Below are 18,886 nucleotides of genomic sequence, written 5' to 3'. Positions count from 1 at the left end.
TGATGACGACGATCTTCGGAATTCCGCTCCAGGCCTTTCTCGGACAGTTGCTGATCGGCCTCATCAACGGCTCCTTCTATGCGCTTTTGAGCCTCGGCCTTGCCATCATCTTCGGCCTGTTGCGCGTCATCAATTTCGCCCACGGCGCGCAATACATGCTCGGCGCCTTCATCGCCTGGCTGCTGCTCGCGCATTTCGGCATCGGCTACTGGCCGGCGCTGATCCTGGCGCCGCTTCTCGTCGGTCTCATCGGGGCCGCCATCGAGCGCACCATGCTGAGGCGGCTCTATTCGCTGGACCCGCTCTACGGCCTGCTGTTCACCTTCGGCCTGGCGCTGACGGTCGAAGGCACCTTCCGCTATTTTTACGGCGCTTCCGGACAGCCCTATGCGACGCCGGCGCTTTTGACCGGCGGCGCCAATCTCGGCTTCATGTTCCTGCCCATCTATCGCGGCTGGGCGGTCGTCTTCTCGCTGTTCATCTGCATTGGTACCTGGCTCGTCATCGAGAAGACCAAGCTCGGCTCGTATCTGCGCGCCGCCACCGAAAACCCGGTGCTGGTGCAATCCTTCGGCATCAACGTGCCGTTCCTGCTGACGCTGACCTATGGCCTCGGCGCCGCACTTGCCGCGCTTGCCGGCGTGCTCGCCGCACCGATCTACCAGGTCTCGCCGCTGATGGGATCGAACATCATCATCGTCGTCTTCGCCGTGGTGGTGGTCGGCGGCATGGGTTCGATCATGGGGGCGATCGTCACCGGCTACCTGCTCGGCGTCGCCGAGGGCCTGACCAAGGTCTTCTATCCGGAGGCCTCCAACATCGTGATCTTCGTGATCATGGCCATCGTTCTCCTGCTGAGGCCTGCCGGCCTCTTCGGCCGGGATGCTTGATATGACGCTGACACTCGAACTTCAGAACCAGAAGGAACGCACACCGGTCGTCGCCCAGACGGTGTTTCTTGGGGCGGGTCTCGCCTTTCTCCTGGTTGCCCCGCTGTTTTTCTACCCCGTCTTCCTGATGAAGATCCTCTGCTTCGCCCTCTTTGCCTGCGCCTTCAATCTGCTGCTCGGCTATACCGGGCTGCTATCCTTCGGCCATGCGGCCTTCTTCGGCGGCGCCGCCTATTTCACCGCGCATGCCGTCAAGGAATGGGGCCTGCCGGTCGAGTTCGGGCTTCTCGCCGGTGTCGCCGGCGCCGCCCTGCTCGGCGCGGTCATCGGCTTCTTCGCCATCCGCCGCCAGGGCATCTATTTCGCGATGATCACGCTGGCGCTGGCGCAGATGTTCTATTTTTTCTGCCTGCAGGCCGAGTTCACGCATGGCGAGGATGGCATCCAGTCGGTGCCGCGCGGCCATCTGTTCGGCTTCATCGACCTCTCGCAGTCCTCGAACATGTATTACTTCGTGCTGGCCGTCTTCGTCATCGGCATCGCCATCATCTGGCGGATCATCAATTCGCCCTTCGGCATGATCCTGAAGTCGATCCGGGAAAACGAGACGCGGGCGATCTCACTCGGCTATTCGGTGAGGAACTACAAGCTCGGCGCCTTCGTCATGTCGGCCGCATTGACCGGCCTGGCCGGGGGCTTGAAGGCGCTGGTCTTCCAGTTCGCGACGCTGACCGATGTCGGCTGGCAGATGTCGGGCGAGGTGATCCTGATGACGCTGCTCGGCGGCATCGGAACGCTGATCGGACCGCTGTTCGGCGCAGCACTCGTGGTGACGCTGCAGAACTACCTGGCGACCTCGGAATTTCCGGTGACGATCATTACCGGCGTCGTCTTCATGGTCTGCGTCCTCTTGTTCCGCCGCGGCATCGTCGGCGAGTTCTACAATTCGCGCCTCGGCCGCAGGCTCGGCTTCGAGCACCGGCACAAATAGACAGATCGGTCCGCCACGGTCGGGACCCGACATCAGAGAAAGCCAATGGAAACGTTCGACTATATCGTCGTCGGAGCGGGGAGCGCCGGCTGCGTTCTCGCCAACCGTCTTTCGGAGAACCCAGCGCATCGCGTCCTGCTGCTCGAGGCGGGCGGCAGCGACAATTATCACTGGATCCACATTCCGGTCGGCTATCTCTATTGCATCAACAATCCGCGCACCGACTGGTGTTTCACCACCGCCGCCGAGGAGGGCCTCAACGGCCGGTCGCTCTTCTATCCGCGCGGCAAGGTGCTCGGCGGCTGCTCGTCGATCAACGGCATGATCTACATGCGCGGCCAGGCGCGCGACTACGACCTGTGGCGCCAGCTCGGCTGCACCGGCTGGAACTGGGACGAGGTGCTGCCCTTCTTCAAAAAATCCGAGGATCACTATCGCGGTGCCGACGACATGCACGGCGCCGGCGGCGAGTGGCGGGTCGAGAAGGCGCGCGTCCGCTGGGCGGTGCTCGACGCCTTCCAGAAGGCGGCAACCGAGGCAGGCATTCCGGAAACCGACGATTTCAACCGCGGCACCAATGAAGGTTCCGGCTATTTCGACGTCAACCAGCGCTCCGGCATCCGCTGGAACACCGCCAAGGCCTTTCTGAAGCCCGCCAGGCAGCGGCGCAACCTGACGATCCTGACCAAGGCGCATGTCCGCAAGCTGATCCTCGAAGGGGCGCGTGTCGCCGGCGTCGAGTTCCAGCATGACGGCGTGACGAAGCGCGCGCGGGCCAGCCGCGAGAGATCACCTCCGGCAACACCAATCGCCGACCATCATGATCGCCGAAAAGGCAGCCGCGATGATCGTCGCGGCAAACCGGTAGCGGCCTACTCGGCCGCTTGCGTCTCCCGCATCGGCACATAGTTGAGGATCGGCGAGAGCCAGCGCTCGACCTCGCGAACCCCCATCCGCTTGCGAGTTGCGTAATCCTCGACCTGGTCGCGTTCGATCTTGGCGACGCCGAAATAGTAGGCGTCCGGATGGCCGACATAGAGACCCGAGACGGAGGAGCCCGGCCACATGGCGTAGTTCTCCGTCAGCCTGACGCCGATCGCCGCCTCCGCATCGAGCAGCCGGAAGAGCGTTTCCTTTTCGGTGTGGTCCGGCTGTGCCGGATAGCCCGGCGCCGGGCGGATCCCCGTATAGGGCTCGGCGATCAGTTCCTGTGGGGTGAAGGATTCGTCCGGCGCATAGCCCCACAGCTCCTTGCGGACATATTCGTGCATGCGCTCGGCAAAGGCCTCGGCAAAGCGGTCGGCAAGCGCCTTGACGAGGATCGAGGAGTAATCGTCGTTGGCGCGCTCGAAGCGCTCGGCGATCGCCACTTCCTCGATGCCGGCCGTCACCACGAAGCCGCCGAGATAGTCGCGCCTGCCGCTCTCGACCGGAGCGACGAAATCGGCGAGCGCGACATTTGGCCGGCCGTCGCGCTTCGCCAATTGCTGGCGGAGCGTGAAGAAGGTGGCAAGCTCGCGCTCGCGCCTCTCGTCGGTGAAGAGGCGGATGTCGTCGCCGGCGCTGCCGGCTGGCCAGAAACCGACCACCGCCTTCGGCGCGAACCACTTTTCCGCGATGATCTTCTCGAGCATCGCCTGTGCGTCGGCGAAGAGCTGCCGTGCGGCCGGACCCTGATGCTCGTCGTCGAGAATGCGCGGATAGACGCCCTTCAACTCCCAGGTCTGGAAGAAGGGCGTCCAGTCGATATAGCGGGCAAGCTCCGCCAGATCCCAGCTCTCGAAGACGCGCGTGCCGAGGAACGAGGGTGTCTTCGGCCGATACGCGTCCCAGTCGAGTTTCGACGCATTGGCGCGGGCCTGCGAGAGCGGCAGGCGGCGCTTTTCCGCCTCGTTGCGCGCATGTGCATCGGCAACCTTCAGATACTCGGCGCGGACCGTCTCCTTGTAGCCGTCCCTCGCCTCCGGCGAGAGCAGACTCGACACGACGCCGACGGCGCGGCTGGCATCGGTGACATAGACGGTCTGGCCGAGGCCGTAGCGCGGGTTGATCTTGACCGCCGTATGCACGCGGCTGGTCGTCGCTCCGCCGATCAGCAGAGGAATGTCGAAGCCTTCGCGCTCGAGTTCGGAGGCGACATGCACCATCTCGTCGAGCGACGGGGTAATGAGCCCGGAAAGCCCGATCGCATCGACCTTTTCCTGCCGCGCCACCTCGAGGATCTTCGCCGAGGGCACCATCACGCCGAGGTCGATGATCTCGTAATTGTTGCAGGCGAGCACGACGCCGACGATGTTCTTGCCGATATCGTGCACGTCGCCCTTGACGGTCGCCATCAGGATCTTGCCGGCACTCGCGCGGGTGCCCTCGCCGCCATTCGCAAGCTTTTCCGCCTCCATGTAGGGCAGGAGCACGGCGACCGCCTGCTTCATGACGCGCGCCGACTTGACCACCTGCGGCAGGAACATCTTGCCCGCGCCGAAGAGGTCGCCGACCACGTTCATGCCGGCCATCAGCGGTCCTTCGATGACGTGCAGCGGGCGCTCGGCGGCAAGCCGCGCCTCTTCCGTATCCGCCTCGATGAACTCGGTGATGCCGTTGACGAGCGCATGCTCGAGCCGCTTCGCAACCGGCCATTGCCGCCAGGCGAGGTCCTTCTCCTTGCCCTGTGCGCCGCCCTGGCCGCGGTAGCGCTCGGCGATCTCCAGGAGGCGCTCGGTCGCATCCGGACGGCGGTTCAGCACCACGTCCTCGCAGGCCTCGCGCAACTCCGGGTCAATCGCGTCGTAGACGGCAAGCTGGCCGGCATTGACGATGCCCATGTCCATGCCCGCCTGGATCGCATGATAGAGGAAGACGGCGTGCATCGCCTCGCGCACCGGCTCGTTGCCGCGGAAGGAGAAGGAGAGGTTCGACACCCCGCCCGAGACATGGACATGCGGCAGCGTGGCGATGATCTCATGCGTCGCCTCGATGAAATCGACGCCGTAATTGTTGTGCTCATCGATGCCGGTGGCGACCGCGAAGATGTTCGGGTCGAAGATGATGTCCTCCGGCGGGAAGCCGACCTCTTCGGTCAGCAGCCGATAGGCGCGCCGGCAGATCTCGACCTTGCGCGCCCTGCTGTCGGCCTGGCCCTTCTCGTCGAAAGCCATCACCACGACGGCGGCGCCATAGGCCCGCACTAGCCGCGCGTGATGCAGGAACGCCTCCTCGCCTTCCTTGAGCGAGATCGAGTTCACCAGCGCCTTGCCCTGGACGCATTTGAGCCCGGCCTCGATGACTTCCCATTTGGAGGAATCGATCATCACCGGCACGCAGGCGATGTCCGGCTCGGAAGCGACGAGGTTCAGGAACTCGACCATGGCGCGGGTCGAATCGATCAGCCCCTCGTCCATGTTGATGTCGATGATCTGCGCGCCGTTGGCCACCTGGTCGCGCGCCACGTCGAGTGCCGCGGCATAGTCGCCCGTGGTAATCAGCTTGCGGAATTTCGCCGAGCCGGTGACATTGGTCCGCTCGCCGACATTCACGAAGGGGATTTCGTCGGTGAGCGTGAAGGGCTCGAGGCCGGAGAGCCGCATGCGGCGTTCGATTTCCGGCACCTGGCGCGGCGGATATTTTTGCACCGCTTCGGCGATGGCGCGGATATGGGCCGGCGTCGAGCCGCAGCAGCCGCCGACGATGTTGACGAGGCCATCGCGGACAAAGGCCTCGATTTGTGCCGCCATCGTTTCGGGGCTTTCGTCGTAGCGGCCGAATTCGTTCGGCAGGCCGGCATTCGGATAGGCACAGACAAGCGTGTCGGCGACGGTCGAAAGCTCGTCGATATGGGCGCGCATCGCGTCGGCGCCGAGCGCGCAGTTGAGCCCGATGGTGAAGGGCGCCGCATGGCGCACCGAGTACCAGAAGGCGGTCGGCGTCTGGCCGGAGAGGGTGCGGCCGGAAAGATCGGTGATCGTGCCGGAAACCATCACCGGCAGGTGGATTTTCTTCTCGGCGAACACTTCCTGCGTCGCGAAGATCGCCGCCTTGGCGTTCAGCGTGTCGAAGATCGTCTCGATGAGGATGATATCGGCGCCGCCATCGATCAGGCCGCGCACCTGTTCGGCATAGGCAAGCCTGAGATCGTCGAAGCTGACGGCACGGTAGCCGGGATTGTTGACGTCGGGCGAGATCGACGCGGTGCGGTTGGTCGGCCCGAGCGCGCCGGCCACGAAGCGTCGCCGGCCATCCTCCGCTTCGGCCCGCTTCGCCGCCCGCCGCGCCAGCCGGGCGCCGTCGCGGTTGAGGTCGTAGACCATGTCCTCCATGCCGTAGTCGGCCTGGGCGATCCGCGTCGAGGAGAAGGTGTTGGTTTCGAGAATGTCGGCGCCGGCAAGGGCGTAGCGATAGTGGATCTCCTCGATCGCCTTCGGCTGCGTCAGCGTCAGGAGGTCGTTGTTGCCCTGCTGGTGACAGGCGCAACCGCCGAAGCGCTCGCCGCGGAAATGGTCTTCGACGAAACCGAGTTGCTGGATTTCGGTGCCCATCGCCCCATCCATGATCAGGATGCGCTCGGCCGCCGCCTGGTTGAGCGCCCGAAAGATTTCCGAGCCGTCGGGCTTGGGGGAGAGTTCTCCGAAGAGGGACGCGGCGGACATGGGAAATCTCCCGTTCTGAAAACGACAATTATTTTGTCGATTAAGTCACATAAAGATATCTTTATGTCAACATACGATCATAATAATACCGCGAGGGCAAGAAAAAAGCCGCCGCGAGCGCGGCGGGCTGACTGGATATCCGTCATGACGTTCGCGGAGCCGGCGTATCCCCCTCATCCGCCTGCCGGCACCTTCTCCCCGCAAGCGGGGCGAAGCGATATGTCGCGTCGCCCAAGTCCCCTCTCCCCGCAGGCAGAGGGCGAGGGTGAGGGGCAATCAACGCCCGTCACATCCGCTTCAGGCAATCCTTGAGCTCATAGATCGCGCAGACGATGTGATAGAAGCTGCTGGCCGGCGCGGGCTCGTCGACGAAGCTGCCGTCCGCCTTCTGCTTGTCGCGCCAGAGCCCGCGGACCGGAGTTTCGAGAAACCGTTGCAGCGCTGCCGCGGCGCGCGAGGCCGAGGCGAGATAGCGTTGCCGTTCGCTGCCGTCCGAAAGCGCGGCGAAGCGGATTGCCGCCTTCAGCCATTCCGTCTGCGGCCAGAGCCGCGCCACCGGGTCGGCGACCGACAGGTCGTCGAAGAGCGTCATGATCGCCACGTCGCGCCTCGGGCAGATGCCGTGCGCTTCGCCGATCTCGAACAGCCGCCGCGCCTTGACGATCGCTTTCGCATTGCCGCGCCGTTCCGCCCAGCGCAGGAGCAGCCATGCCCACTCGAACTGGTGGCCGGGCTCGACGATGCGGCCCTTCTCGCCCGGAAAGGGCGTCCAGTCGCGGTCGAAGAATTCCCGCAGCACGCCCGTCCTTGCGTCGATGAAGCAATCCATCGCCAGATGGGCGATCTCGTCGGCGAGATTGGCCCAGGCGACCCGGTCGAACCCGTCGACGACTTCGCTGGCGAGACAGGCTTCGAAGAGGTGCATATGCGGGTTGGAGCCAAGCGGCAGGCGCGGCGGGTTGTCCTCCTCGAAGCCGGCGACCGGATGCTTGCAATGGGCTTCGAGCTTCTGCCGGAGATCATTGCTGCGGCCGATCATCTCGGTCTTCCGATCCGGAAGGACTTCGGCCAGATAGGCGAAGGCGAGCAGCGCGAAGGCCTGGTTGTAGAGGTCGAAAGACCGATCGATGATCTCCCCGTCGGCCTTGGCGAGCGCGCCGTAGAAGCCGCTCGGCTGCCGATAGATGCGATCGAAATAGGCGAGTCCGTCCTCCGCGACGCTGCGCCAGTCTCCCTGCCAGCCACGCCGCCCGGCTTCCGCGAAACAATAGACCTGGCGGGGCTGGACGCGAGAGCGGCGATTGGCCTGCGTCGGCTCGCCGGCCATGTCGATCGTCTCGACGAAGCCGCCGCCGGCCGCGTCGAACCCCTTTTCGCGCCAGAGCGGCAGGGCGGCTTCCATGAGCCAGCGGCCGAACTCCGTCGCCTGCAAAGAAACGTCCATCGGCCCGTCCGTCAATTCTCGAGTTTCAGCGCATCGTGATCCGCGCCGAGGAGTTCGGCCAGCGCTTCGACGACCAAATTGTGGTCGTCGCGCTGCGGCAGTCCGGACACCGTGACGGCACCGATGCAGCCGGTCCCCTTCACGACGATCGGAAAGCTGCCGCCATGCGCGGCGAACTCTTGATCCGGCAGGCCGAGCTTCGCCTGCAGGTTGGTCTGCTGCTTGAGAAGGCCGAGACCGGTGGCATAGCTGCTTCTGAACAGCCGGAAAACCGTGTTGCGCTTGCGCCGCACCCAGTTCGGATTGTCCGGCGTTGCGCCGTCGAGCGCCGCATAGAAGACCTGCATGGAGAACAGCGTGACGTCGATGACGACACCGTGCTTGCGCTCGGCCGCCATACGGCGGAGCGTCGAGCCGAGCGTCCAGGCCGTGTCGAGGTCGAAGCGCTCGAACTGCAACTGTTGTTCCTGGAGCGCGATCCGGCGCAGATCATTGTCGATATTGTTCATGATGCCTCCGCTGTCGTTAGGGGAGCTGGACGGATGGGACTGGGGTGATGGCGATGCCCCCTCTGGCCTGCCCGCCATCTCCCCCGCAAGGGCCCGCAAGGGGGGAAAGGATGTGGCACGGTCTACGCATCCACTTAAGAGTTTCGTGTTCAGCAGCGTCTCGGCCGGAGAGAGAGAGAGGTGAGCCGCCCGTATTCTCCCCCTTGTGGGCCCTTGTGGGGGAGATGGCCGGCAGGCCAGAGGGGGAAACAGGGCGGCCGCCGAAACTCGACACGCGCTACTCCTTCCACAGCCAGGCGGCGCCGCGCACGCCGGAGCTGTCGCCATGCACGGCCTTGCGGATCGGCGTTTCGAAACTGTCGCCGAACAGATATTTGGTAATCAGCTCCGGCAATTCGCCATAGATTTCGTCGACATTCGACATGCCGCCGCCGAGCACGAAGACATCCGGATCGACGATATTGGTCAACAGCGCCAGGCTGCGGGCCAGCCGGTCGACGAAGCGGTCGTAGACGCCGGTGGCGGCCGGATCGCCGGCACGCTTCGCCTCGATGATGTCGCGGCCGCGGCGCTCGACGCCGGTCGTCAGGCGATAGTCGAGCTCGAGCCCGGTGCCGCAGGCATACATATCGAGGCAGCCGAACTTGCCGCACCAGCATTTGTGACCGGGATACTCGTCCTGCTTCATCCAGGGGAGCGGATAATGACCGATCTCCGCGGCGACGCCCTGGTAGCCGGCATGCACCTTCCCGTCGATCGCCAACCCGCCGCCGTGCCCGGTGCCGACGATGATGCCGAAGACGACATGCGCATCCTTGCCGGCCCCATCGACCGCCTCGGAGACCGCCAGGCAATTGGCATCGTTGGCAAGCCGAACCTGGCGGCCAAGGGCGGCCTCGAGGTCGCGCCCGAGCGGCTTGCCGTTGATCAGCACGGCGTTGGAGTTGCGCACGATGCCGGTGCGCGGATTGGGACTGCCCGGAATGCCGATGCCGATCGAGCCGCGCTCACCGGCCGTGTCTTCGGCCGCGGCGACGAGCTCGACCACGGCGCGGATGCACGCGTCATAGCCGCTGGTCGGGGTTGCAACACGGTGCCGGGCACGCGTCCCGCCATTGCGGTCGAGCGCAATGACTTCCATTTTGGTGCCGCCCCAATCGATTCCGATAAGCATATGCGGATAGGTCCCAGGATGGATTCGGGAAAGGCGGCATCGCCTCCGACCGCCGCCGGCTTCTGCTTAGCACTCACTTTGTCGATCACGCTAGCCCCATGATTTCGCATCGCCACATCCGACTTTTCGCAAACCGCCGGCCGCGGGCGCAAAAACACTTGGCGAAATGGCCTTGCTTTTGTATGGGTCTATAGCAAGTGGTCCCGTAGCTCAGCAGGATAGAGCACCAGATTCCTAATCTGGGGGTCGCGCGTTCGAATCGCGCCGGGATCACCATTTCCTTGTTTTCCCGGAAGCACCGACAATCGGTCGCGAAGCCAAGGGCGCGCGAAAGCCAGTCGATCGCGATCAAGGTGCGAGCCTCGAACAGGTTTTGTCGACCTCACCCTTTCGGACAGTCTTGCCACTGTAACAATCGGCGCCTACACTCTCCTTACTGTCCCTCTCGTCGTTGACCACGGATGTACTGGCAGCGGCGGGAGGGACGATGAAAGGTCGGGCTGAGCCCGGCCTTTTTGTTTGGGGTGCCGTCAGCCTTTGCCCCGCTGCGGGTCCTTGCCGGCCGCCTGACTGCTCTTCTTGGCCTCGTCTTTCCGGGCCGCGTCCCTCTTGCCCTTGTCGCCGGCACGGTTTCCGCCACGCGTTCCATCGGAACTCTTGGGCGCCTTGCCGTCCTTCACGTTGGTTGCCATTGCGCTTTCCTCGAAGGTCTCGGTTCACGGCAGCGGCAACCGGCAAGTCGCAAGAAAGTTCCGCAGGACGTGCCTTTCCCGGGTGCCCTCTCACTTCGATTCTTCCTGGAAAACACCTCGGAACCAAACCATGTCGGGCCGGTTTGGTTGGTTGGGAAAAGCATCCCCGAGAGAGGAAAAACGATGAAAACCATGATCTTTGGCGTTGCCGTGCTCCTGAGCGCTGCAGCAATGCCGGCCTTTGCGCAATCGGCGACCTCGGGCGGAAGCACACCGGCGATCACCACGCCGGGTACGCAGAATCCTGAAGCGCCGGTCGCCGGCAAGAACAGTTTTACGGAAGACCAGGCGCGCGAGCGGATCCAGGAAGCCGGTTACGCCGACGTCAAGGGACTGAAGCTCGACGACCAGGGGGTCTGGCGGGGAACGGCAATGAAGGACGGCAAGACCGTCACCGTTTCTCTCGACTACCAGGGCAACGTCACCGTGCTCTGATCAATGATTGCGGGCAGACGGGCAAAAATCCGCTCGCTTCCCCTCCAGCGCGACAGAAAGGCAGAAGAAGATGAGAACTGTGGCAGGGCTTTTCGACGATTATCACGACGCCCGACAGGCGGTGAACGACCTCGAGACGGCCGGCATTCCGACGCAGGATATCAGCATCGTCGCCAACAATGCCGGCGATCGCCATGCGGACGAGAGTTCCGGAGCCGCTGAAGGGGCAGGGGTCGGGGCAGGGCTGGGTGCGGCCGGCGGCGGCGCGGTCGGTCTCTTGACCGGGCTGGGGCTGATGGCCATTCCCGGCGTCGGGCCGGTCGTCGCCGCCGGCTGGCTCGCATCGACAGCGGCGGGCGCGATTGCCGGGGCGGTGGCCGGTGCCGCGACCGGCGGCATCATCGGGTCGTTGACGGATTCGGGCATTCCGGACGAGGACGCGCATCTTTACGCCGAGGGCGTGCGCCGCGGCGGCACGCTGGTGGTGGCGAAGGTCGACGAGGCCCTGCTGCCGCAGGCCGATGCGATCCTCAGGAACCGCAATGCCGTCGACACCTCGGTTCGCCGGCGCGCCTACGTCGAAGAAGGCTGGAGCACCTTCGACGCGGCGTCGGCGCCCTTGAGCCTCGATGAGGTTGAGCGCGAGCGCGACCGCTACCGTCCACCGGCACTATAAGCGGTTCGGCATTTCTCTCGGCGCAGTCGCCAGCGGCTGCGCCGGCGTTTCCTCTCCCGCCGCCACTCCCGCGGCGATCGCTTCGATGCTGCGGAACCTAGCCGAGTTCTCGCGTGTTCTCGTAGGTATTCCTTCGCAGGAGAGAAAGCATGCGATCGGCAATGCCACCGAAGTCGAAATCGCCGCGAACGGTCCGCACGCCACTCGCGCTGCCACAGCTTGTCGACGAGAAAGCCGAAGCCTTCGTCGCCACCGCCATAACGGAGCTCGTCAAATCCAAGATCCCGTTTCTGGTCGCCGGGACCTTCGCCGTCAGCGCCTATACCGGCATTTCGAGACCGACGAAGGATCTCGACGTCTTCTGCAAGGCAGGCGACTACACCCGCATCCTTCAATACTTCAAGTCGCTCGGCTACTCGGTCGAGATCGAGGACGACCGGTGGCTCGGCAAAGTCTACAAGGGCAAGTTCTTCTTCGACGTCATCTTCGCCTCGCCGAACGGAACGATGCTCGTCAACGACGCCTGGTTCGAGCACGCCTTGCCGGTCGAGATCAGCGCCTCGCCCGTGTCGATCGTCGCTCCGACCGAGTTGGTCTGGTCCAAGTCCTTCATCCAGCTTCGCGAGCGCTATGACGGCGCCGACGTAGCCCACACGATCCTCAAGACCCACGACCGGATCGATTGGCGCAGGCTGCTCGAATACATGGAAGTGCATTGGGAAGTGCTCTTGATCCATCTCCTCAATTTCCGGTGGATCTATCCCTCGGAGCGCGACAGGGTGCCCTTGTGGCTGATGGACGAGCTGCTGAGCCGACTGGCGGCGCAGCGTGACCTGCCGCTGCCCCAGACGAAGATCTGCCGCGGCCGGCTTTACTCGCGGCGCGATTATGAGATCGACGTCACCGAATGGGGGTTTGCCGACGTCGGCGGCGACCTCGAGATGCGGCCAGGAAAATAGGGAGTTGCTGCCATGGGCAAGCTGAAAGTAGCCGCGGTCGCGGACCTCCATATGAAGGAGGATGGTTCGGTCTCCTATACCGAACTGTTTTCGGAGATTTCAAAAGTCGCCGATGTGTTGGTGATCGCCGGCGACCTGACCGATCTCGGCAAGCCGGCCGAAGCGGAGCTTCTCGCCGCCGACCTGAAATACTGCACGGTCCCGGTGGTGGCGGTTCTCGGCAATCATGACCACCAATGCGATGCCGTCGAGGAGATCTCGTCGATCCTCATGAAGGCGGGTGTCCATCTGCTGGATGGGCAGGCGGTCGAGATCGCCGGCATCGGCTTTGCCGGCACGAAGGGGTTCGTCGGCGGCTTCGGCCGGCACATGCTCGGTTCTTTCGGCGAGACCGCCCTGAAAGCCATGGTATCGGCGACCGTCGACGAAGCGATGCGCCTCGAAAACGCCCTGCGCAAAACCAGCGCCCAGCATTCCGTGGTCGTGCTGCACTACGCGCCGATCGCCGAGACTGTCGCAGGAGAGCCGGAAGAGATCTATCCCTTCCTCGGTTCCTCGCGCTTTGCGGAAACCATCGACCGGTTCCGTGTCAGCGCCGTCGTCCACGGCCACGCTCACAAGGGCACGTACAAGGGCACCACGCCGGGCGGCGCGCCCGTCTTCAACGTCGCCACCCATGTCGAGAAGCCGACCGGCCGGCCCTACGCGATCCTGGAATTCTGATCACGCTAGATCACGATGATTTTAGGTCGGATCGACCTAAAATCATGAACGTGATCGATTCTAATAGGTTAGAGCGGGATGCGGGCGGAAAACCGCACACACTTTTCCTCATCCCGCTCTAAGGCCGGACTTCCCTTCAAGGTTTCAGGACGACCTTGACGCAGCCGTCCGCCCTCTTGTTGAAGGTCTGATAGAGGTCCGGTCCGTCGTCGAGCGAGCCACGATGGGTGATCACGAAAGAGGGGTCGATTTCGCCCTTGCGGATGCGGTCGAGCAGCACCGGCAGATAGCGTTGGACGGGTGTCTGCGCCATCCGGAAGGTCAGTCCCCGATTGATCGCCGAGCCGAAGGGTATCTTGTCGAGATAGCCGCCATAGACGCCGACGATGGAAACCGTTCCGAAGTTCCTGCAGCAATGGATCGCCTGGCGCAGTACATGCGGACGATCGGTGCCGAGATAGGTGGCGACCTTGACGCGGTCGACGAGCGAATCGAGGCTTGCGCGGCTGTCCGCCTCGGTCCCCACCGCGTCGATGCAGGCGTCCGCGCCGCGCCCATGGGTCATTTCCATGATCCGGTCGTAAATGTCCTCCTGCATGTAATCGAGCGTCGCCGCGCCCGCCGTTTCGGCAAGCCGCAGCCGCTCGGCAACGGTGTCGACAGCGATGACCCGTTCCGCCCCGAGCAGGAAGGCCGAACGGATGGCCATCTGGCCGACGGGCCCGCAGCCCCAGACGGCGACCGTGGAGCCGGGCTCAACGTCGCAGAATTCGGCGGCCATGTAACCGGTCGGGAAGATATCCGAGAGGAACAGGACCTGCTCGTCGGTGAGCTCCTCCGGGATCTTGATGGGCCCGACATCGGCATGCGGCACGCGCAGATACTCCGCCTGTCCGCCGCTGTAGCCGCCGAGGAGATGCGAGTAGCCGAACAGGCCGGAGGGCGAATTGCCCCACATCTTCACCGCTTTTTCCCGGTCCGGATTGGTTCGCTCGCAGGCGGAGTAGAAGCCCCGCTCGCAGAAGAAGCAAGCACCGCAGGCGATGGTGAAAGGCACGACGACGCGGTCGCCGACCTTCAGCTTCGTGGCGGCAGCCTTGCCGACCTCGACCACCTCGCCCATGGTCTCGTGGCCGATGACGTCGCCGCGCTCCATTGCCGGGATCAGGCCGTTGTAGATATGCAGGTCGGAGCCGCAGATCGCACAGGCGGTGACCTTGATGATCGCGTCGTCTTCGGCCTCGATGTTGGGATCGGGAACGCTCTCGCAGCGGATGTCGCCTTTGCCGTGCCAGGTCAAAGCCTTCATTGCGGGATTCCTCCACTGTGTCGGGCCGAGGCGGTTTTCAGTGTCGCCGGTATGAGGTGCGGGGTAGGCCGCCGATCACCGCCGCAAGTGCCAGACCGACGACCGCCGCGGCCGCAACGGCGGCGATCGGGAGTCTGCGATCCGAACGCAAGCCGCCTTCGATGCCGCCGGGATTGACCGGAGCCTTGAACAGGTTGCCGCTGCTCCTTTCGGCGCGTGGCGCTCGCCTGAGATAGGACGAGGTCAGGCGCGCCAGGAGGCGGGCGGTGGTGTTGGGGGCGAGAAAATGTGCCAGCCGCGCCAGATCGGCGACGGCGCCGACGGTGACGGCGCTGCGTGGGCGTTCAGCCAGGCGAACGATGGCGCGCGCCGCCCGGCGCGCATCATAGACGGGTGGGGGAACGTTGAGCCTCCGGCCGGTATAGTTCGCGCCATGGGCGACGCCGGGCGTGTCGAGGAAGGTCGGATAGACGTCGCAGATGTGAATATCCGGTTCGTCGGCGAGTTCGCCGCGCAGCGCTTCGGAAAAGCCGCGAAGCCCGAACTTGCTGGCGCTGTAGGCCGCCGCAAAGGGCGTCGAGGCGAAGCCGCCGAGCGAAATCATGTTGATGAACGTGCCGCGGCCCTGTTTCAGGAAAACCGGAATGGCGGCATGCGCATCGTTGACGTGGCCGATCAGGTTCGTCCGAATGACCTGCTCGTGAGCCTCGATCGGGGTTTCCTGGAACCGCCCGACCGCGCCGACGCCGACATTGCTGAACCAGACGTCGATCTTGCCGAAGCTCAGGGCTTTTTTTGCCAGTTCCTTGACCGCGTCGGCGTCCGTCACGTCGGTCGGCACGACCAGCACGGCCGCTCCAACGTCTCGGCAGGTCCGCGCCACCCGCTGCAGCGCCACCGCGTCGCGCGCGGCCAGCACGAGTTTCGATCCCCGGCGGGCAAATTCCTCCGCCGCCGCCTGTCCCACTCCGGACGAGGCGCCGGTGATCACCACCACCGCATCTTTGAGCGCTTTCCTCATGGTGCGTCTTCCTCAATCAAGTGTCGGTGGAACCGCGTGCGACCGATTATGTTCCGCTACCAATGCAGGGCCCGGTGCCTAAATCGATCCGGCGCCGCATCCGGAATGGAACCTTACCCACACGGGCGTGCGTTAGTCTTCGGTCGAAATTTCACCGCCTGAAGGAAGGGCCGCTCGATGCCCCTGCAAATCGCTTCCAACCCCGTCCGCCGCGCGGCGAGGATGCCTGATCGGCCCGGCGCCGGGCGCAGCCGTAACGGGCGCGATCGGGCCGTGGGCGAGGTTCCGCCGAAGGAAAGCGGGCTCGTCTATGTCAGCGATTCGGAGCCTGGCATCCGACGCCAGCGCTCCGGCAAGGGATTCGCCTACCGGCTGCCGGACGGTTCCATCCTGACCGACCCGGCCGTCAAGGCCCGTATCGCATCGCTTGGCCTGCCGCCCGCCTACGAGAATGTGTGGATCTGCCTGGACGAGAACGGTCATCTGCAGGCGACCGGCTATGACACACGCGGTCGAAAGCAATATCGCTATCACTCGGAATGGCAGGCGCTGCGGAGCGGCGACAAGTTCGCCCAGCTTCTTCTGTTCGGCAAGGCGCTGCCGAGGATCCGGCGCATGATTCGCCGTCACATGGAAGGCGGGACCGACGATGCACGCACAGTTCTTGCCGCGCTGGTCGCCTTGCTCGACGAAGTGCATCTCAGGACGGGAAGTCCCGCCTATGCCCAGGCGAATTCGACCTATGGTGCGACGACGCTGTTGAAGCGCCATTTGCGGCTGCTCGATGGCTGCATAGAATTGCGGTTCACCGCCAAGGGAGGCAAACGGGTCCAGAGACGGCTGCGGCGCCCGAAGCTGCAGCGCTTGCTCGAGGATATCGCCGACCTGCCGGGGCGGCAGCTCTTCGTGTGGCGGGACGACAACGATATGCTGCGCCCGGTCGATTCGGGTCGTCTCAACCGCTACCTGGCGGAGGTCGCCGGCTTCCCGGTTTCGGCCAAGACATTCCGGACCTGGGCGGGGAGCGTTGCCGCCTTCGCAGCCGCTCGGGAAGCGATGGAGAAGGGCGAGCGCCCGACCGTCAAGAGGATGTGCGAGGCGGCCGCCGCAGTCCTCTGCAACACGCCGGCAATCTGCCGCAAGAGCTACATCCATCCGGAAATCATCGGTCTCGCGGATACGGCCTGCCCGGCGACCGCCAAGCAGTTGCGTCGACGTGGGCGTGCAAAGCCCGAACTTCGTGTGGAAGAGGCGCGCCTGCTGACTTTTCTTGCGCGCGCGGTACGATCGGAGCCGAAGGCGGCAGCCGCCATCAATGGTATGACGGCGGGACTGGCCCCCGCCGTCATCTGATCACAGATTCCGGCTGGTGTCGCCAGTGTTCCAGCCGGGCGTTCCGCCGGCCGATCCACCGGCGCTCCGGACGCGGATATTGTTCTGGACGTGACCAACGCCGGAGACGTTTTCCGCCAGGTCTTCGGCGCGGCGTTTCGCCCATTTGGACTCGACGAAGCCGCTGAGTTGAACCTCGCCACCGGTGACCGAGACTTCGATGTCGGAAGCGTCCAGCGCTCCGTCGTCGCTCAGGCGGTCGCTGACATCCTCCTGGATACGGCTGTCCGAGCGGGTATAGCCCTTCGGCCCCTTGCCGCGAAACTGATCCATCCGGCGGCGGCGCTCCGCTTCCTCGTCGCCGAACCAGGAGGCCACCTCGTCGCCGGCCTTCTCGAAGAAGCCACGCTCCTCGTCCTCGTCCCAGTCCCGGCCGGGACGCGAATAGGCAGGTCGCCCCCGATAGCCGTAGTCGGAACCATGGTCGCCGTGTCGGCGATCCTGGCTCCAACGCCCGTAGTCCTCGCCCATCCGGCGATAAGGGCCAGGGCCGGCCTCGGCATCCGGGAAATACTCGGAGTTCTCGTAGTCGGCTCCGCGCGGCTCGACCGTCTGCGCGAAGCGCCGCCGGCTGCGTCTTTCATCGCCGTACCAATCCCTTCCGGCTTCACGCGAACGCCAATAGGGATCGTCGCTCCTCCACTCTTTTCTCTTGACCATTTGGTGCTCCTTTCTTTCGACTTCCTTCAGCATTGTCGCTGCTTCAAACCAGCGAACAGCGTCACGGTTCCGCTGCGCACAGCACGCAACGGCCGACCCGCTACGTCGTGCGAAGCGGGGTCAATCGTCCTTTGTCTTGAGTGCGTCCGAGACCTTGCCGCGATGCGGATCCTTCAAGTTTTCGCCGGCCGCATCGCGGTCATCCTCCGGGTCGTCCTTGGCCGGCAGGTAGCCTCTCGGCCGGGTCTCCTTCGGCCCTTCCCACCGCGGCGATTGTTCCGTGGTGCCGGGCGCTCCGTCCTTTGGGGTTTTCATGATCTTTCTCCTCTGCGGGCCGCCGGTCAGTCCTGGTCCTTCATCGTCGGCAGCGGGAAGCGCTGGTCTTCATCCTCGAGGTCGGATTCGACGACATAGTCGTCCCTCTTCCTGCGCATCGCCTCGCGCGCGGCTCGCTTTTTGATGAGTTCGTCCGGCTCCAGCGGCTGCGTGGCGGCCTCCGGATGCAGGTCGCTGTCGGTCTTGACAGGCGCGCTGCTGTCCGACCGGACGTTCGTCGGTCTGTTTTCAGCATTTGCCATTTCTCGGCCCTCCTCAGGGTGGTCGCTGGGTGAACGCCAGCCCCAAGGCGAAGTTCCATCACACGAGCCCAGGTCTTCCAATCGGAACAAAGCCTGGCGAACCCGAGTTTGGACGCTGCGGCCGTTGCCGGATGGGCCGAAATCATGTCGCACAGATCCAAGAGGAGTTTTGGACCATGGAGAAATTCCCGCGCCCGCCGTTCGAGCGTCAGAGCCAGCCCATGCCTGGAACCACGGAGCGCATGAAGCCTCTGCCGGACCACGGCGAAAAAACCTACAAGGGATCGGGACGGTTGGAGGGCAAGAAAGCCATCATCACCGGCGGAGACAGCGGCATTGGCCGGGCCGTGGCGATCGCCTACGCCCGCGAGGGCGCCGACGTGCTGATCGCCTATCTCAATGAGCACGAGGACGCGAAATCGACCAAGGCGCTCGTCGAAGAGGCCGGACGCAAAGGCGTCCTCGTGGCCGGCGATATCCAGACGTCGGCCCATTGCAAGCGAATTGCCGAGACAGCGGTCAACGAGCTCGGCGGCATCGACATTCTCGTCAACAACGCCGCCCATCAGGCCTCCTTCCCGGATATCGCAGACATTACCGACGAGGAGTGGGAGCTGACCTTCCGCGTCAACATCCATGCGATGTTCTATCTGACCCGCGCAGCGGTGCCGCATATGAAGCCCGGCAGTTCGATCATCAACACCGCCTCGATCAATGCGGATGTCCCGAA

Annotated in this window: 18 protein-coding genes, 1 tRNA gene and 1 pseudogene (1 of these 20 only partly in view); 10 read left to right on the top strand and 10 right to left on the bottom strand. The window is 64.3% G+C overall.

Annotated elements, in window-relative coordinates; translation table 11 throughout:
- The first annotated feature begins 2 nt into the window (after nucleotides 1-2).
- The 3 genes and pseudogenes from NGR_RS26420 to NGR_RS26410 form a co-directional block, all read left to right on the top strand.
- A complete protein-coding gene (locus tag NGR_RS26420) occupies nucleotides 3-890 on the top strand; it encodes a branched-chain amino acid ABC transporter permease (RefSeq protein ID WP_012709545.1) in 888 nt (295 codons plus the stop codon).
- Nucleotides 883-1,881 carry a branched-chain amino acid ABC transporter permease gene (locus NGR_RS26415; RefSeq protein ID WP_164924506.1) on the top strand — a complete coding sequence of 333 codons (999 nt, stop codon included), beginning with the start codon at nucleotides 883-885 and terminating at the stop codon, nucleotides 1,879-1,881. Before NGR_RS26420 ends, NGR_RS26415 begins: the two co-directional genes overlap by 8 nt.
- Nucleotides 1,882-1,926: 45 nt before the next feature.
- Nucleotides 1,927-2,703, top strand: a pseudogene (locus NGR_RS26410) (GMC family oxidoreductase); the annotation flags it as partial.
- A gap of 50 nt (nucleotides 2,704-2,753) precedes the next feature.
- On the opposite strand, the gene metH reads toward NGR_RS26410, so the two are convergent.
- From metH to NGR_RS26390, 4 genes are all read right to left on the bottom strand, one after another.
- Nucleotides 2,754-6,524, bottom strand: a complete 3,771-nt coding sequence (gene metH, locus NGR_RS26405) for a methionine synthase (protein ID WP_012709542.1) — start codon at nucleotides 6,522-6,524, stop codon at nucleotides 2,754-2,756.
- 286 nt (nucleotides 6,525-6,810) lie between these two features.
- Nucleotides 6,811-7,968 (bottom strand): mannose-6-phosphate isomerase Pmi, encoded by a 1,158-nt coding sequence (gene pmi / locus NGR_RS26400; RefSeq protein WP_012709541.1) that lies wholly within the window; start codon nucleotides 7,966-7,968, stop codon nucleotides 6,811-6,813.
- Nucleotides 7,969-7,979: 11 nt separating this feature from the next.
- Nucleotides 7,980-8,477 (bottom strand): heme-degrading domain-containing protein, encoded by a 498-nt coding sequence (locus NGR_RS26395; RefSeq protein ID WP_012709540.1) that lies wholly within the window; start codon nucleotides 8,475-8,477, stop codon nucleotides 7,980-7,982.
- A 277-nt stretch (nucleotides 8,478-8,754) separates the two neighbouring features.
- Entirely contained in the window at nucleotides 8,755-9,651 is an 897-nt protein-coding gene (locus NGR_RS26390; RefSeq protein WP_012709539.1) for an ROK family protein, read from the bottom strand.
- A 199-nt stretch (nucleotides 9,652-9,850) separates the two neighbouring features.
- Between NGR_RS26390 and NGR_RS26385 the strand changes: the two genes are divergently transcribed.
- Nucleotides 9,851-9,927: transfer RNA gene (locus NGR_RS26385), tRNA-Arg, on the top strand.
- Between the two features lie 254 nt (nucleotides 9,928-10,181).
- Here the strand turns inward: NGR_RS26385 and NGR_RS32465 are convergent.
- On the bottom strand, nucleotides 10,182-10,343 hold the full coding sequence (locus tag NGR_RS32465) for a hypothetical protein (protein ID WP_012709538.1): 162 nt from the start codon (nucleotides 10,341-10,343) through the stop codon (nucleotides 10,182-10,184).
- A gap of 183 nt (nucleotides 10,344-10,526) precedes the next feature.
- On the opposite strand from NGR_RS32465, the gene NGR_RS26380 reads away from it, so the two are divergent.
- From NGR_RS26380 to NGR_RS26365, 4 genes are all read left to right on the top strand, one after another.
- Nucleotides 10,527-10,838: a PepSY domain-containing protein gene (locus NGR_RS26380; protein ID WP_012709537.1), complete on the top strand. Its 312-nt coding sequence runs from the start codon at nucleotides 10,527-10,529 to the stop codon at nucleotides 10,836-10,838.
- A gap of 70 nt (nucleotides 10,839-10,908) precedes the next feature.
- Nucleotides 10,909-11,514: a general stress protein gene (locus NGR_RS26375; RefSeq protein WP_012709536.1), complete on the top strand. Its 606-nt coding sequence runs from the start codon at nucleotides 10,909-10,911 to the stop codon at nucleotides 11,512-11,514.
- Between the two features lie 149 nt (nucleotides 11,515-11,663).
- Nucleotides 11,664-12,473, top strand: a complete 810-nt coding sequence (locus NGR_RS26370) for a hypothetical protein (protein WP_012709535.1) — start codon at nucleotides 11,664-11,666, stop codon at nucleotides 12,471-12,473.
- Between the two features lie 12 nt (nucleotides 12,474-12,485).
- The gene (locus NGR_RS26365; RefSeq protein WP_012709534.1) at nucleotides 12,486-13,196 is read left to right on the top strand and encodes a metallophosphoesterase family protein; all 711 of its coding nucleotides are present in this window, start codon (nucleotides 12,486-12,488) and stop codon (nucleotides 13,194-13,196) included.
- A gap of 136 nt (nucleotides 13,197-13,332) precedes the next feature.
- On the opposite strand, the gene NGR_RS26360 is transcribed toward NGR_RS26365, so the two are convergent.
- Both NGR_RS26360 and NGR_RS26355 read right to left on the bottom strand, forming a co-directional pair.
- Nucleotides 13,333-14,505 (bottom strand): zinc-dependent alcohol dehydrogenase, encoded by a 1,173-nt coding sequence (locus NGR_RS26360; protein ID WP_012709533.1) that lies wholly within the window; start codon nucleotides 14,503-14,505, stop codon nucleotides 13,333-13,335.
- Between the two features lie 37 nt (nucleotides 14,506-14,542).
- Nucleotides 14,543-15,526: an SDR family oxidoreductase gene (locus NGR_RS26355; protein WP_012709532.1), complete on the bottom strand. Its 984-nt coding sequence runs from the start codon at nucleotides 15,524-15,526 to the stop codon at nucleotides 14,543-14,545.
- A 177-nt stretch (nucleotides 15,527-15,703) separates the two neighbouring features.
- Between NGR_RS26355 and NGR_RS26350 the strand changes: the two genes are divergently transcribed.
- A complete protein-coding gene (locus NGR_RS26350) occupies nucleotides 15,704-16,879 on the top strand; it encodes a DNA topoisomerase IB (protein WP_012709531.1) in 1,176 nt (391 codons plus the stop codon).
- Here the strand turns inward: NGR_RS26350 and NGR_RS26345 are convergent, their stop codons facing one another.
- From NGR_RS26345 to NGR_RS26335, 3 genes are all read right to left on the bottom strand, one after another.
- Nucleotides 16,880-17,578 carry a BON domain-containing protein gene (locus NGR_RS26345; RefSeq protein WP_012709530.1) on the bottom strand — a complete coding sequence of 233 codons (699 nt, stop codon included), beginning with the start codon at nucleotides 17,576-17,578 and terminating at the stop codon, nucleotides 16,880-16,882.
- 120 nt (nucleotides 17,579-17,698) lie between these two features.
- Entirely contained in the window at nucleotides 17,699-17,893 is a 195-nt protein-coding gene (locus NGR_RS26340) for a hypothetical protein (RefSeq protein WP_012709529.1), read from the bottom strand.
- A gap of 26 nt (nucleotides 17,894-17,919) precedes the next feature.
- A complete protein-coding gene (locus NGR_RS26335) occupies nucleotides 17,920-18,156 on the bottom strand; it encodes a hypothetical protein (protein WP_012709528.1) in 237 nt (78 codons plus the stop codon).
- Between the two features lie 176 nt (nucleotides 18,157-18,332).
- Here NGR_RS26335 and NGR_RS26330 point away from each other — a divergent pair, with 176 nt between their 5' ends.
- Nucleotides 18,333-18,886: the 5' portion of an SDR family oxidoreductase gene (locus tag NGR_RS26330; RefSeq protein WP_012709527.1), read on the top strand. Its footprint extends 304 nt past the window's final position; 554 of the gene's 858 nt are visible here — the first part of the coding sequence; its start codon is at nucleotides 18,333-18,335; the stop codon falls past the right edge of the window.

Source organism: Sinorhizobium fredii NGR234 (assembly GCF_000018545.1).
GTDB classification, from domain to species: Bacteria; Pseudomonadota; Alphaproteobacteria; order Rhizobiales; family Rhizobiaceae; genus Sinorhizobium; species Sinorhizobium fredii_A.
Note: the sequence above shows the minus strand (reverse complement) of the source record. Positions and strands in the feature narration are given on the sequence as shown.